The organism is uncultured Flavobacterium sp. (assembly GCF_951805225.1).
In the GTDB taxonomy this organism is placed as follows: domain Bacteria; phylum Bacteroidota; class Bacteroidia; order Flavobacteriales; family Flavobacteriaceae; genus Flavobacterium.
On sequence record NZ_OX638201.1, the window covers coordinates 424,761 to 439,557 of the forward strand.

Here is a 14,797-nt window from a genome sequence, read left to right on the forward strand (position 1 = left end):
AGTCGAAAATTTTAAAGACGCAAATTTCGGCAATAGGAGCTGAAAAAGCGATAAATTATTCGAAATAATTGAACATTTTTTTACTTTGTTGTTAACAAAAACGTTATAGTATCTACGTTATCTGCATAATCCCACAAATGAGGATTTTGGGTTTGACCAAAAGAGGTGCTGTTTTTTACTAAATCATTGCTCACGATGCACTGAATTTGTTCAGCATCAGCTTCAAGACGCGTTTGTAAATCCTCGATATTTTCGTAGAATTCATAAAAAACGCTCGAAATAGGCGAGGCATAGCTAGAATCTTCTTTAATAGTTAGAAAACCATTGTCTAATAATTTGAAATTACTCATTAAGAATACAGCTTTATTATAATCATAATTATTAGCGTATTTCTCATAATGAATAACGTCCTGATATTTGAAAATTGCTTCAAAAAAAGCATCAAATGAATAGCCTTTTGGAACAAAAAGTTTTGAAACGTTACGACATCCTAAACCAAAATATCTAAAAATATCTTCGCCTAAATTTTCTAAATCTTCTTTAGTTTCTTTTCCGTTTAAAACGGCAGCCGAATTTCTGTTTTTTCGAATAATCGAAGGTTTATCTTTAAAGTAATATTCAAAATAACGGGCTGTATTATTGCTTCCTGTGGCAATTACGGTGTCGAAATTTTCCAGTTTGCCTTCCACGAAAGTGACTTTATCTTTTAAACTTTCATCAACAGCAATTAAATACTTGGCTAAAAATGGTAATAAATGCTGATCGTTTGAAGATGTTTTTATTAAAGCTTTATTTCCCGTTATCAAAACGGATAGGAAATCGTGAAATCCTACTAACGGGATATTTCCAGCCAATATTAAAGCGACTGTTTTTTCTTTTTTGTCTTCCTGAGAAAATTCAGTTGCATATTTTGAAAGCCATTTGTCAATGTTTTCTTCTGTTAAAGCGTCTGCCCATGATTTTATGGCAAAATACACTTGTTCAGGTGTATACCAACCATTATGAGATTGTGATAAATGTATCAGCTTTTCGAAATCATCAAAAAATAAATCGTTATGTAAAACATCCGATTTTTTAATTGTATCCTTTTCAGAGAATTGTTTTAAGAATTTCCCTAATTCAACAAAAACACTTTTTTTTGTTTCTAATGTCATAATGTTTGTTTATGAAGAGTTTTGATTGTAATTTTGCACAAAAATAAGCTATATTAAGTTATAAGACAAAGCAGAATAAAATCTTCGTATTATTATTTCTCAACTTCTAACTTTTAACTCGTAACCAAGAACAAAATGGCAATAATTATAACTGACGAATGCATAAACTGTGGGGCTTGTGAACCGGAATGCCCAAATACAGCAATTTATGAAGGAGCTGACGATTGGAGATATAAAGACGGAACAAAACTTTCTGGAAAAATAATTTTACCTGACGGAACTGAGGTTGATGCTGAAGATGCTCAAACTCCAATTTCTGACGAAGTATATTACATCGTTCCAGGAAAATGTACAGAATGTAAAGGTTTTCATGATGAACCACAATGTGCAGCTGTTTGTCCAGTAGATTGTTGTGTGCCAGATGATAATCACGTAGAAGATGAAGAAACCTTGTTGAATAGACAAGCGTTTTTGCACGGTGAATAACAGAAAATTTATTAAGAAGAATGCAAAAAGTATCGCTTTTCTTCTTGTTTATATTGTGTTTATTTACTTGAAAGTTACTAATCTTGACAATTATTATTTTTATGATGGAAAAGTAACAGGATTATATAAAGTAGTTAAAGATTATTCTTCAGGAGATCATGGTTCAGTATTAATTGGTAGAGAAATTCCTGAAATTGAGTATTATATAAACAATGATACAATAAAATGCGATCAGGGAGATTTAAGATTAATTACTAATTTTAAATTAAACGAAAAAATTACAGTTCTGGTTGATAAGGAAAATAAGTATAAAACTAAAATTTACAGTTTGTTTTATTATTGGATTGATTTTAATGAATTAATTCTTTTTTTATTTGCCTTTCTATTTGTCTTTGGATATATTAAGATCTTCATATAAATAAGTAAAAATCCTGAGTTCTGACACTCAGGATTTTTTTTGTCGCTTTTTTAATATAATTTTTTTGTATAATACTGGTATTTAATGTTTTATTTTAGTTAATTTGATGATAATTTTCTAATGCTTCATTGTTTTTGATCGGGAAATTTAATAATAGCTTATGAAAAAACTGATACTTTTATTTGTTTTATGTTTTAATATCGGCGTCTTTGCTCAGAAAGTTGAGTATTCAATTGTTGTAAAAGATATTGAAACACAATTACCTATAGAAAATGCTGCCGTGCTTATCATGAAAACGAAACAAACGTTGATAAGTAATCACGATGGTAAAGTAACTTTTATGCTAAGCGGAGCTTCGAATATTCAGGTTTCCGAAACAAATTACGAAAAAGTAACACTTCGATGGGGAGCTTTAAAACCAGATATGTTTGTAGTTTATCTAAAAAGCAACAACAATAAACTGGATGAAATTGTGGTTTCAAAAGAAAAACCATTTAAAACTCTGAGTAAAATTGTTTCAAATTCAAGGCAAAAATTAGCAGATTCATACCGACTTAAAGTTTATGTAAGAGAGTTTTTTATGCTTGACAATAAATATTCTTACTATAATGATGGTTTGGTTAATTTTCAATTTGTTGCACGCCAAAAAAAGGTGAATACAACTTTGTTGGTGGAACAAAATAGATCTTACGGTTTATTGGAAACAGATGTAAGTGCTGATTTAAAAGGATATAATTTGAATAATATAATGGAGAATTATTCTAATTTTAAGTATTTCGATCCTTTGTTGGACCCGAAAACAAAAAAGGAATATGATTTTATAACAAAAGGACATCCCAAAAACAAGAATTATTATGTCATGACGGCTACACCTTTGAATAAATCAAAAAAAGCTATTGACAGTTTTGAAATTACTTATGATCCCGAGAAAAAATTAATTATTGAATTTACAATTGCTATTGCTCCTGGAAATATTCCAGAAACAGAAGAAAAACCAAGTATTGGTTCTAAACATATTACGAGATCTTTTGTAAAAGTTAATTACAGAGCAGAGGGCTTAGATTATTATTTGCTGAGTTCTAATGAAGAAATAGCGTATGATTTGATATTGAAAGATAAAGTCAAAAACATTCAGGTTAGGAATAATTTTGTAACCACAAATTTCAATAGAAACAATTTTACTTATAGCGAAAGTGATGTTTTTAAAGAGAAATCACTATTTAATAAAAAGAATAAAATTCTAACCAATTATTGGGATATTTCAGGATTTGTTGCTACTGATGAAGAAAAAGCAATTGTAATTTCGCTGGAATTTAAGATGTAATTTTTTTAATTGTTAATTGTGAATTGTTAATTGTGAAATGTCTTAATATAAAAATCCTGAGTTTTTAGCTCAGGATTTTTTTATTCTCTTGTCAGATTGAGCAAAGTCTGAGAATTGCGCAGAAAGACGCAATTATGTTAGAAATTATCAATCAATAGTTTATTAAACTCTACAATTTGTGCCTTTAGGCACTAAATATTGGTAGAAAACAGTAATCGTTATAGATTTAGCGTGCCGTAGGTACGCAATAGTTATCGTTTTGTTGCGTACCTACGGCACGCTTACGTATTTCTAATCTACAAAAACTACCAATATTTAGTGCTTAACAGCACATTTCAATTCTTATTTGTATTAGAAATTAAATCCAAGTCTTGCATAGTAGTAAGCTCCGCTGAAACCCATTTGTACAGCGTCCCAATATCCACCAGCTTCAGTATTGCCTTGTTCATCTTGTTTAGTAGGATAAACGTTGAATAAGTTGTTGCTTCCAATACTTACTTTTAGGCTTTTACTTAATTTATAACCTAGCGTTACATCAGTTACCAATCTTGGATTGTAAACATCATCTTCGTCTGCATAATCAACCAAAACTACTTTACTAAAACGTGTAAAAGCTAAACCTGCATCAAATTTATGTATTGAATAATTTAAGTTCAAACCAAATTTACTGTCTGGAGCAGAAGCTAATAAAAATGCTTTTTCACGTTTTCCGAAGAAAATATCGCCTGGCAAAGTGCCATTTTTTACATTATCAATTTTCATATCGTTAATGTTTCCAACTAATGTTGCTCCAAATTGTCCAAAGTCAAATGATTTTTTCCAAGAGAAAACTAAGTCCAAACCATGTGTGCTTGTATCTACACCATTTGCAAAAAACTGAGCTTTATCAACTCCTAAATTCAATGGTTTTGCATCAAAATATCCGGTAAGAACGATACGATCTTTTACTTTAATATAATATCCATCAACAGTTGCTGTGAAATCTCCAAAAGTTGCTGTGAAACCCAAAGAAGCATTTACAGCTTTCTCTTCGTTTAACTTTTGAATTCCGAAAGCTCTCGTAACCGGACTATCATTTGGAGCCAAAAGTACTTCGGTTGCTCCGCCGGCATTGAAATTTGTAAAACGTAAATTATAATAAACCTGTGCTAATGATGGCGCACGGAAACCTGTACTTACAGAACCTCTTAGATTAATATGATCTGTAATTTTAAGTCTTGAAGCTAATTTTCCGTTTAGAGTACTTCCAAAATCACTGTAATTTTCAAAACGAACGGCTCCGCTTACCATTAAAGATTCCGTTACATCTAACTCAGCATCCGTATATAAAGAGAAGTTTGTACGGCTTTCATTTACGACATTCGCAGGGCTATATCCTGGGAATCCCTGAGAACTTCCCGGTCTTGGAATAGTTGGTGAAGAGGTTGGATCTGTAGGATCATAATCAGGATTCGGGATTGTTGGCGGACTCTGAGTCGTTGGATCTGTGATTGGTTTTCCGTTAGTATCATAAGTAGTATATGAACCTTCTTCACCAGCAAAGATTTCGAATTTTTCCACTCTGAATTCTGTTCCAAAAGCAATATTGAAACCTTTTAAAACATCAGGATAATTTTTAGAAATATCAAAATTAGTTGTGTTTTGAAGTAAACTATGTCCACCAGCATCAAATTGAAGAGGAGATTTGTCTAAAAGAGAAGCATTTATTGTTCCTTTTATATCATAATGAAATTTATTTTTTCCGAAAGTATTACTTAAATCCATTTTCCATCCGCCAGAAGTTTCTGTTCTAATTCCTGCTGCGATAGAATTGTCATTGATTTTTGAAGTAATTCTTGGAGTATATCCACCAGGATAAACAGATTCTACAACTCTTTCACCATCATTTCTGGTAAAAGCATATGCATCGGTATTTCTAACGCTGCTTCCGCCAAAAGCATAAAATTCTGTTTTATCAGCAATTGGAACAGCAAGATTTCCAAAGAAATTCAATCCATTGATTTGTGCGTCACCAAAACCTTTTCTGAAATCATAACCAGGTCTTAAAGTTTTTTCTTTATTGATAAATTCCCCTGTAAAATTAACGTAACCGCCTTTGCTGCCTAATGCAACTCCATAATTGGCAGCCACTTTTACAGATTGACCATCAAGTGATTTGTCTTTTCCGTAAGAGTTTCCATTTCCTTTTGTGTCCAATCTATAACCTTTAGTATTTGGTGTTCCCGGTAAAAAGTCTCCTTTTGCATCTGTATTAAAAGCTCCGTAAGTAACAGATCCTGTTAACTCATTAACATTATCTGCAGTTACAATATTGATAACACCTGCAATAGCATCAGAACCGTATTGTGCAGCGGCACCGTCTCTCAAAATTTCAATTCTTTTGATAGAAGCAACCGGAATAGCATTCAAATCCGTTCCAGTATTTCCACGTCCGCGAGTACCAAATAAGTTGATAAGAGACGATTGATGTCTTCTTTTTCCGTTAATTAAAACCAAAGTCTGGTCAGGTCCCATACCTCTTAAAGAAGCAGGATCGACGTGGTCAGCACCATCAGATCCGGATTGTTTGTTGGCATTAAAAGAAGGAGCAACATATTGCAGTAGCTGATTGATTTCTATTTTCCCGCTTTGAGTTGTTACATCTTTAACATTAATGACATCAATTGGAACTGCGGAATTTACAACCGTCCTTTTGGTATTTCTCGATCCAACGACAACTACGTCACTTAAAATTTGACCGCCGTTTTGATCTAATACAATGCTAACATCGCCACTTGTAGCTTGTTTTTCAACAGTAGTATATCCAATATAACTGAAAATTAAAGTAGCGCCATCTTTAACTTTTATTCTGTAACTACCTTCAAAATCAGTTGATACGCCGTTGGTAGTTCCTTTTTCAAGAATGTTAACGCCGGGTAAAGGCGCGCCTGCTTTGTCTTTTACAACTCCCGAAATTTCTTTTTGTGCAAAAAGAAACACTGTGTTTAATAGAAATAATAATAATGCAATCTTTCTCATGGTTGTGTGAGTTTGGTTTATTTTTTCGTTTTGATCGTTGTTAAATGTAGTATTTTTTAACAAAATATTAGCAAAAAGTTTAATTATTTTATTAGTTGTGCTTTAAAATATATTAATCGTCATTTTTACTTCACTTACGAGCTATTAAATCTTATATTTGCAAAATTTTAAAGCCAAAAAATATCATTTCGGCAGAAACAAAAAATTAAAACATAAATTATAGATCATTAAAGTAAGCGCCTATATATTAAGGTAGAAGCATTACTGATAAGACCTGAGAAATTCAGGATCAAATAAAAAATAAATAGAAACAACAGATGAAAGCAGGAATTGTAGGATTACCAAATGTTGGAAAATCAACATTATTTAATTGTTTATCTAATGCAAAAGCGCAAAGTGCGAACTTTCCGTTTTGTACAATCGAACCTAATATTGGTGTTGTAAACGTTCCGGATCCAAGAATCAACAAATTAGAAGAATTGGTGAAACCAGAGCGCGTACAAATGGCAACAGTTGATATTGTTGATATCGCAGGTTTGGTAAAAGGTGCAAGTAAAGGTGAAGGTCTTGGAAACCAATTTTTAGGAAACATTAGAGAGTGTAATGCTATTATTCACGTTTTACGTTGTTTTGATAACGATAATATCGTTCACGTTGACGGAAATGTAAATCCAATTCGTGACAAAGAAACGATCGATATCGAGTTACAATTAAAAGATTTAGAAACTGTTGAAAAACGTTTAGAGAAAGTAAATCGTGCTGCTAAAACAGGAAATAAAGAAGCACAAACTGAAAAAGCACTTTTAGACAGAATCAGAGAAGCATTATTACAAGCTAAATCTGCTCGTACAATTACTCCTCAAGGTAATGACGAAGAAGTTTTAATGGAATCTTTTCAATTAATTACTGCAAAACCAGTATTATACGTTTGTAATGTTGACGAAAATTCAGCAGTAAACGGAAACAAATATGTAGATCAGGTTCGTGAATTAGTAAAAGACGAAGATGCTGAAGTAATTATCCTTTCAGTAGGAGCTGAGGCTGATATTACAGAATTAGAAAGCTACGAAGAGCGCCAGGTTTTCCTAGAAGATATGGGATTAACAGAGCCAGGAGCATCAGTTTTAATTCGTGCAGCTTACAAATTATTAAAACAACAAACTTACTTTACTGCAGGTGTAAAAGAAGTTCGTGCCTGGACAATCAACATTGGAGCAACTGCGCCACAAGCAGCAGGAGTTATCCACACTGATTTCGAAAAAGGATTCATTCGTGCTGAGGTAATTTCATACGAAGATTACGTTCAATATGGTTCAGAAGCAAAAGCAAAAGAAGCAGGAAAATTCAAAGTAGAAGGAAAAGAATACGTAGTAAAAGATGGTGATGTAATGCATTTCCGTTTTAACGTTTAATTTTTTCTGGAGATTTTTTTAGATAAAAGAAGAAAGAATAAAGATTATAGATTAAAACTGCTGGAGAAATTCAGCAGTTTTTTTTTATGCTAAAAAAAGAAATGATATTCTTTGCATAAAGTTTGTCATTTCGAGGAACGAGAAATCACACGAGAAGCTCGACAAAAAAATCCGCATAAAACAATAAAAAAATCCGTTTAAATCCGCGTTTTCGCTTTAGCGAATCCGTATCATCCGCGTATTATTTTTCAGAAATAATTTTCAGATTTACATTTCAAGATTTTTCCTGAATTTATTTTTGGATCTGGTATAAAAACAGCTTCTTCCAGTCGCTTTTTTATCATCACAAAAAAATAAATAATAAAAAAAATCCTTTTAAATCCGCGCTTTCGCATTAGCGAATCCATATAATCCGCGGACCATCATTTTTTTGGCTTAAAAATTGGTTACAACAAAAAAGACCACTTCATTAACCTAAAACAACCAACCAAAATGCTAAAAACAACCTTCAAATTTCTAGGCTGGACAATCCTCGGAATCATTACTTTTCTTGTTCTTTATGTAATCTCCGTTTATTTAATTTCTAAAATTACTGTCAATTCTGATATTGTACAAGTTGACGAAAAAGACGCGATTCCTATTTACATACTTTCCAACGGAGTTCATACTGATATTGTGGTTCCAATTACGACTGAAATTAAAGATTGGCGAAACGAAATCCAATTCAGTCAAACACAATCAAAAGATAGTTTAATGCAATTTGTAGCTTTTGGCTGGGGCGATAAAGGATTTTATTTGCATACGCCGGAATGGTCAGATTTGAAAGCAAGTACGGCTTTAAAAGCTATTTTCGGAGTCAGTTCATCTGCAATGCATACTACGTTTTTTAAACAACTAAAAGAAGGCGAAAATTGTAAACGTATCCTGATTTCAAAAGACAACTATCAAAAGTTAGTCGCCTATATTTCAGAAAGTTTCAATAATCCCACAAATCCGGAATGGATTCAAGGTTATAGCTACGGAAAGAAAGATGCTTTTTATGAAGCAAAAGGAAGTTACAGTTTGTTTTATACTTGTAATACCTGGGCAAACTGCGCACTAAAAGCCGCCAATCAAAAAGCAAGTTTATGGACGATTTATGATAAAGGGATTTTTTGTCATTATCAATAAAAGTAGCCATGAAAAAGATAATTTTAATTCTCATTTTACTTGTTGTTTTAACTTCATGTAAAAAAGCTGATGCTCCAGCTTGCGAAGACTGTTTGGCTTTTTATTTTGAAAATCCACAACCTTATAATGATTCTGAATTAACGGGCTTTCCATCTAAATTCAGAGGATTGTATAGGAATGATGACTCAACTTTTATTAGAATTGAAGAGGATAGAATTTTAAGAGAATATTTCTATACAAATATCATTCATAAAAAGGCTTTAGATTCCTTAAAAGAGGATTATAATATTATAAATGGTAAACTGGTGATTAAAGATTTTAAAGCAGAATATAACCTAAAACCAAAAGGCGATTCAATACTTTTGACACGGAAAATGATTGATACTTTATTTAGATTTTCACTAAATCAGAAAGCAAAACGTATTAATGGTCAGTTGGTTTTAAGTAGAAAAGATTCTGTATTTTGGAATGTTCAGTTTCTTTCAATTGAAAAAAATACAATTAAGTTTAAAAATCTTTATGAAAAAGAAGATTTAAAGAAGTTAGATTCAGTTACCCAAATTAAAGGTAAAATGTTAGATTCAACTTCATATTTAATAAAACCAACGCGACGTGAGTTTAAAAATATCTTTAAAATTAAACATTTGGGAACGGATGCTGAGTATAAAAAGGTTTCAAAATAAGATTTTTGATTTGTTTTATTTTCAAGTGTAATATGTGTAGTCCCTACGGGACATTTGTGTGGGGATGATTATTTTCTACCGACATTTAATCTCTACGAGATATATTAACTAGAGGCATTGTTTTGTTATTTTTGAAATATTGTTTTACTAAATATACTCCGTTAGGAGTAACATATCGGTAGAAAATGTTCCAGAAAATCACCCCACGCAAATGTCTCGTACGGACTACACATATTACACAGATATATTAAAAATGAAATTTAAACATGGTTAAAATATAAAATTCATCTAAAATACAAGAATTCAAAATTTTTGAAAATTCCTTAAATTTGAGAGAATATCAAAAATACAGTTCATGAAAATTAAAAATATATTCTCCAAAACTTGGTTTCTTCTAAAAAATACCTTTTTAGAATTTAACGATGATAATGCAATTAAGCTGAGTGCAGCATTGGCATATTACACCATATTTGCCTTGCCGCCTTTATTAATTATTATAATCACAATTTGTGGTTTCTTTTTTGGAGAAGAAGCTGTAACAGGAGAATTGTATGGACAAATTAATGGTTTGGTAGGTAATGGCGCGGCGAGTCAAATTCAGGAAGCTATAAAAAATGTGCAGTTATCCGGCGATAATCTTTTTGCAACAGTATTTGGAATCGTTATGTTGTTAATTGGAGCATCTGGAGTTTTTGCTGAAATACAAAGTTCCATAAATTTTATTTGGGGATTACGTGCAAAACCAGACAAAGGGATTAAGAAATTTATTCAAAATCGCTTAATGTCATTCTCTATGATTGCTTCAGTAGGATTTTTAATGTTGGTCAGTCTTTTTATAAGTACAACTTTAGACTTACTGAGTTCACGTTTAAAAGTATATTTTCCAGAGAGTACTGTTTATTTATTTTATGTGGTTAACCTAGTTATTGTGCTGGCGAGTATTACAACTCTTTTTGCCATTATTTTTAGAACATTGCCTGATGGAAAAATAAGATGGAAAGATGCTTTTATAGGATCAGGAGTTACAGCTGTCCTTTTTATGATTGGTAAATTTGCCATTGGTTTTTATTTAGGTAGTTCTACGGTTGCTTCTGTGTATGGTGCGGCAGGTTCTGTTATAATAATTCTGGTTTGGGTTTATTATTCGGCAATAATTCTTTACTTTGGAGCAGAATTTACGAAAGTCTATGCTAAGTCTTATGGAGGAAAAATTTATCCAAACGAATATTCTGTAGAAATAGCAAAAGAAATTTATGAAATCGACAAACCCAAAAAAGAACCCATAGAAGAAACATTACAAAAAGAGAAACCATGAAAATAGTAGCCTTTGGAGGAAGTAACAGTCAGCATTCTATCAACAAACATTTTGCAACTTATGCAGCAAGCTTATTTGAAAATGCAGACGTCGAAGTTTTGGATTTGAATGATTTTGCAATGCCATTATTTAGTGTTGATTTAGAAAAAGAAATCGGTCAGCATGAACTTGCAAAAGCTTTTCTGAAAAAAATAGAAAGTGCTGATGTTTTAGTTATTTCTTTAGCAGAAAATAATGGAAATTATTCTGCGGCTTTTAAAAATTTGTTTGATTGGAGTTCCAGAATAACCAAAGAGGTTTTTCAGCAAAAAGCTACTTTATTATTAGCAACTTCTCCGGGACCTAGAGGAGGAGCTTCAGTTTTAGAAATTGCCAATAATGCTTTGCCAAGATATGGGGCACAAATCAAAGCGACTTATTCATTACCAACTTTCAATGCTAATTTTAATCTGGAGGAAAATAAAATCTCAAATACAGAGTTAGATAAAGAATTAAAAGACATTATTAAGTCTAGTTTTTAATCTATGATCCTAAAAAAGATTGCCTTCATATTCCTTTTCCTGAGTTTTATTTTTCCGCATTTGTCGTATTCTCAAAAATACGATGCGATTGATAATATAGTACTGAAATATCCCAAGCATTTTGGTTCTACAGAAAGTCTTGCCGAAAGAATTCAAAAAGATTTTACAACAGAACATGATAAAGCAAGAGCGATTTACAGCTGGATTGCTTTGAATATAAAATACGACTACAAAGCTTATTTAAATCCGCCAAAATCAATACGATTTAGCTACAGAAATGAAGCCGAAAAACAGAGACAAATAGAAGCATTAAAAGATAAAACGTGGCAAAAAGCATTTGATTCTCAAAAAGCGGTTTGCGAAGGTTTTACACTTTTATATCAGCGTTTAGCTACTTTAGTTGGTTTGAAAGCAGAAGTTATTCGTGGCGATTCAAAAAGATTATTGAGTGATATTGGCCGCGAAAATTTACAATCAAATCACGCCTGGAATATGGTTCAGATTGACAGAAAATGGATTTTGGTCGATGCAACCTGGGGACAAGGATATTATGACAGTAACAAAAAAGCAATGGTGAATTATTTTAATTCTGTTTATTTTGATACTGATCCCAAGTACTTTTTTGCGAAACATTTTCCTGATTCGGGAGTTTATCTGAATGAAAAATTAAACAAAGACGATTTCTTAAATGGACCTCTTATTTTTGATGCAACAATCGAAGGAAATTATGAAATTTTATCGCCTGATTCGGGAATTATAGAAGCAAATGATGGAGATAAAATTACTTTCAGAATTAAAAATATTTCAAAAGCAGATACACTTTTTTATGTGAAAAAAGGAAAAGCAACTAAAATCGAAAATCCAAGAGAAGTAAGAGGATCATTAGAATTTCAGGTTACTTATGATAAAAAAATGGGATCTTATATTACTTTCTTTTTGTATCAAAATAGTATCGCATCTTTCAAAATACTTCCAAAATAATAAAACAACTTATTAAATTTTACTTTTTACAATTTAAACCTCTTATGACACTAAGAAAAATCGTCTTTGCATTCTTTTTATTAAATATTGTTTCTATCAATCTATCTTATTCACAACAATACAGCGCGATTGATAGTCTTGTTTTGAAATATCCAAGTTTTGGAAGTACAGAAAAATTAGCCGAAAGAATAAAAAAAGATTTTACATCAGAACATGATAAAGCGCGAGCAATTTATAGTTGGATTGCTTTGAATTTGGATTATGACTTAAAAACGTATTTAAATCCGCCAGAACCAAAAACTTTTACTTCTAAGAATGAAGCAGAGAATGCCAAACAAATTCAATTAGCGCATACAAGTACAACTCAGAAAACATTTAGATCTAAAAAAGGAGTATGCGAAGGATTTTCTTTATTGTACCAGCATTTGGCTACATTATCGGGATTAAAATGTCAGGTCGTAGTTGGAGATTCTAAAAGATTATTGAATGATATTGGAAGAAAAAGATTAGGATCAAATCATGCTTGGAATACAGTTCAAATCGACGGAAAATGGATCTTAATTGATGCTACGTGGGGAAATGGGTATTTTGATGAGAAGCGTCAAGTTGTTGTAAAGAAATTTACGTCAATTTATTTTGATATGGCTCCGGAATATTTCTACATGACACATTTTCCAGAATCGTCAATGTATGCAGGTAACACCGGAAATAAAGAAGCGTTTTTAAATGGACCACTTATTTATGATGAATATGTAGATAATTCCTGCGAAATTTCAGCTCCATATTCAGGAATTGTTCATGCAAATGATGGCGATAAAATAACTTTTCAAATTAAAAATATTTCAAGAATCGAGAATCTTTATTATTTGAATAAGAAAGAAGAACATGTCAATATTGAAAACGCAAAAGAAAAAGACGGAGCATTAGAATTTCAGGTTACTTATAATAGAAAATATGGCCGATTTATAACTTTTTTTCTTTATAACCGAGCTCTTGTAGCTTTTAAAATTGTTCCTAAACAAATATAATCCAGATGTTTGTCTAAAGGATTTTCTTCTTTTATCGAATTGACGTATCTTAGCAATTACGGTTTTTGATAATTAACAGTGCCAGATTATGGAAACAACTTTCCTGAAATCAATTTTAGATAATGATTTCTACAAATTTACGATGCAGCATACTGTAATAAAACTTTTTCCAAAGGCAAGAGTTCGTTATGGTTTTATAAATAGGGGAAAACATGTTTTTCCGCCAGGATTTGCAGATTTACTTCGAAAATCTGTTGATGCAATGGCCGATTTGCGATTGACAAAAGAAGAAAAACTATATTTATCGCATCATTGTCCGTATTTAGATCCAACGTATTTCGACTTTTTACACGGATATGTTTATGATCCGTCAGAAGTTCAAATTAGTCAGGAAGGATCAGAAATAAAAGTTACTGTTGAAGGATATTGGTATCGCACGATTTTATGGGAAGTGCCTTTGATGGCTTTGATTTCGGAGCTTTTTTATAAATCCAATCATTTAATTCGCTTAAACGACGAAGCTGTAAAAGAGCTTACCAAAAACAAAATAGATAATTATAACAAACTTGGAGTTTCGATTTTAGAATTTGGTACAAGACGTCGTCATTCTTATGATGTGCATGTTTTGATAAATGATACACTACGAACATTTGGTTCAGAAAGTTTTATAGGAACCAGCAATGTACATTTTGCAATGGTTAATAATATCAGGCCTTTAGGAACTCATGCACATGAATGGTTTATGTTTCATGCGGCGCAATATGGGTTTAAAATGGCTAATTTTATGAGTCTCGAGCATTGGACGCAAGTTTATGGTGGAGATTTAGGAATTGCCTTGACGGACACTTATACGACTGAAATTTTCTTTAGTCAATTTGATAAAAAATATTCTAAACTTTTTGATGGAGTTCGTCATGATAGCGGAGATCCAATTGAGTTTGCCCAAAAAGTAATTTCACATTATACTAAAATGGGAATTGATCCGAAATCTAAAGTGATTGTTTTCTCGGATTCTTTAAATTATGATAAAGTAAAAAGTATAACCGATTTTTGTAAAGATAAAATCAAAATGTCGTTTGGTATAGGAACCAATTTTACCAATGATGTAGGTTTGCCATCTATGAATATGGTTATAAAACTAACCGAAGTTAAACTTGAAAACAGATATTGGGAAGGAGTTGTAAAACTTTCTGACGAGAAGAATAAAAACACGGGAACGCCCGAAATGATTGAATTGGCTAAAGAAGTACTGGGAATCAAATAGTATTATTTTGTTTCAAAGTTGAT

Annotated in this window: 13 protein-coding genes; 11 read left to right on the plus strand and 2 right to left on the minus strand. The window is 31.8% G+C overall.

Going from position 1 to position 14,797, the window contains the following annotated elements; genetic code table 11:
- Window positions 1–80: 80 nt before the first annotated feature.
- Entirely contained in the window at window positions 81–1,154 is a 1,074-nt protein-coding gene (locus WN975_RS01865) for an acyl-CoA reductase (protein WP_337964952.1), read from the minus strand.
- Window positions 1,155–1,289: 135 nt separating this feature from the next.
- Between WN975_RS01865 and WN975_RS01870 the strand changes: the two genes are divergently transcribed.
- From WN975_RS01870 to WN975_RS01880, 3 genes are all read left to right on the plus strand, one after another.
- Complete coding sequence (locus WN975_RS01870) at window positions 1,290–1,640, plus strand: 4Fe-4S dicluster domain-containing protein (RefSeq protein WP_129537800.1); 351 nt, start codon at window positions 1,290–1,292, stop codon at window positions 1,638–1,640.
- A 67-nt stretch (window positions 1,641–1,707) separates the two neighbouring features.
- Entirely contained in the window at window positions 1,708–2,058 is a 351-nt protein-coding gene (locus tag WN975_RS01875; RefSeq protein ID WP_337964953.1) for a hypothetical protein, read from the plus strand.
- Window positions 2,059–2,218: 160 nt separating this feature from the next.
- Window positions 2,219–3,382 (plus strand): hypothetical protein, encoded by a 1,164-nt coding sequence (locus WN975_RS01880; RefSeq protein ID WP_337964954.1) that lies wholly within the window; start codon window positions 2,219–2,221, stop codon window positions 3,380–3,382.
- 351 nt (window positions 3,383–3,733) lie between these two features.
- Here the strand turns inward: WN975_RS01880 and WN975_RS01885 are convergent, their stop codons facing one another.
- Window positions 3,734–6,400 (minus strand): TonB-dependent receptor, encoded by a 2,667-nt coding sequence (locus tag WN975_RS01885; protein WP_337964955.1) that lies wholly within the window; start codon window positions 6,398–6,400, stop codon window positions 3,734–3,736.
- 317 nt (window positions 6,401–6,717) lie between these two features.
- On the opposite strand from WN975_RS01885, the gene ychF reads away from it, so the two are divergent.
- The 8 genes from ychF (at window position 6,718) to pncB (ending at window position 14,774) form a co-directional block, all read left to right on the plus strand.
- Entirely contained in the window at window positions 6,718–7,812 is a 1,095-nt protein-coding gene (gene ychF, locus WN975_RS01890) for a redox-regulated ATPase YchF (protein WP_053473683.1), read from the plus strand.
- Between the two features lie 492 nt (window positions 7,813–8,304).
- A complete protein-coding gene (locus tag WN975_RS01895) occupies window positions 8,305–8,982 on the plus strand; it encodes a TIGR02117 family protein (protein WP_337964956.1) in 678 nt (225 codons plus the stop codon).
- An 8-nt stretch (window positions 8,983–8,990) separates the two neighbouring features.
- On the plus strand, window positions 8,991–9,665 hold the full coding sequence (locus tag WN975_RS01900; RefSeq protein ID WP_337964957.1) for a hypothetical protein: 675 nt from the start codon (window positions 8,991–8,993) through the stop codon (window positions 9,663–9,665).
- Window positions 9,666–10,020: 355 nt separating this feature from the next.
- On the plus strand, window positions 10,021–10,980 hold the full coding sequence (locus tag WN975_RS01905; protein WP_337964958.1) for a YihY/virulence factor BrkB family protein: 960 nt from the start codon (window positions 10,021–10,023) through the stop codon (window positions 10,978–10,980).
- Window positions 10,977–11,501, plus strand: coding sequence for an NAD(P)H-dependent oxidoreductase (locus WN975_RS01910; RefSeq protein WP_337964959.1), 525 nt, complete (start codon window positions 10,977–10,979; stop codon window positions 11,499–11,501). The genes WN975_RS01905 and WN975_RS01910 overlap by 4 nt, the downstream gene beginning before the upstream one ends.
- Window positions 11,502–11,504: 3 nt before the next feature.
- Window positions 11,505–12,482 (plus strand): transglutaminase domain-containing protein, encoded by a 978-nt coding sequence (locus WN975_RS01915; RefSeq protein ID WP_337964960.1) that lies wholly within the window; start codon window positions 11,505–11,507, stop codon window positions 12,480–12,482.
- Window positions 12,483–12,526: 44 nt separating this feature from the next.
- The gene (locus WN975_RS01920; protein WP_337964961.1) at window positions 12,527–13,510 is read left to right on the plus strand and encodes a transglutaminase domain-containing protein; all 984 of its coding nucleotides are present in this window, start codon (window positions 12,527–12,529) and stop codon (window positions 13,508–13,510) included.
- A gap of 88 nt (window positions 13,511–13,598) precedes the next feature.
- Complete coding sequence (pncB, locus tag WN975_RS01925) at window positions 13,599–14,774, plus strand: nicotinate phosphoribosyltransferase (protein ID WP_337964962.1); 1,176 nt, start codon at window positions 13,599–13,601, stop codon at window positions 14,772–14,774.
- Window positions 14,775–14,797: the final 23 nt, after the last annotated feature.

Bases quoted from the DNA above. Each gene is read 5' to 3' on its own strand.
- WN975_RS01865 (WP_337964952.1), bottom strand. From the start codon at position 1,154: ATGACATTAGAAACAAAAAAAAGTGTTTTTGTTGAATTAGGGAAATTC.
- WN975_RS01870 (WP_129537800.1), top strand. From the start codon at position 1,290: ATGGCAATAATTATAACTGACGAATGCATAAACTGTGGGGCTTGTGAA.
- WN975_RS01880 (WP_337964954.1), top strand. From the start codon at position 2,219: ATGAAAAAACTGATACTTTTATTTGTTTTATGTTTTAATATCGGCGTC.
- WN975_RS01885 (WP_337964955.1), bottom strand. From the start codon at position 6,400: ATGAGAAAGATTGCATTATTATTATTTCTATTAAACACAGTGTTTCTT.
- ychF (WP_053473683.1), top strand. From the start codon at position 6,718: ATGAAAGCAGGAATTGTAGGATTACCAAATGTTGGAAAATCAACATTA.
- WN975_RS01895 (WP_337964956.1), top strand. From the start codon at position 8,305: ATGCTAAAAACAACCTTCAAATTTCTAGGCTGGACAATCCTCGGAATC.
- WN975_RS01900 (WP_337964957.1), top strand. From the start codon at position 8,991: ATGAAAAAGATAATTTTAATTCTCATTTTACTTGTTGTTTTAACTTCA.
- WN975_RS01905 (WP_337964958.1), top strand. From the start codon at position 10,021: ATGAAAATTAAAAATATATTCTCCAAAACTTGGTTTCTTCTAAAAAAT.
- WN975_RS01910 (WP_337964959.1), top strand. From the start codon at position 10,977: ATGAAAATAGTAGCCTTTGGAGGAAGTAACAGTCAGCATTCTATCAAC.
- WN975_RS01915 (WP_337964960.1), top strand. From the start codon at position 11,505: ATGATCCTAAAAAAGATTGCCTTCATATTCCTTTTCCTGAGTTTTATT.
- WN975_RS01920 (WP_337964961.1), top strand. From the start codon at position 12,527: ATGACACTAAGAAAAATCGTCTTTGCATTCTTTTTATTAAATATTGTT.
- pncB (WP_337964962.1), top strand. From the start codon at position 13,599: ATGGAAACAACTTTCCTGAAATCAATTTTAGATAATGATTTCTACAAA.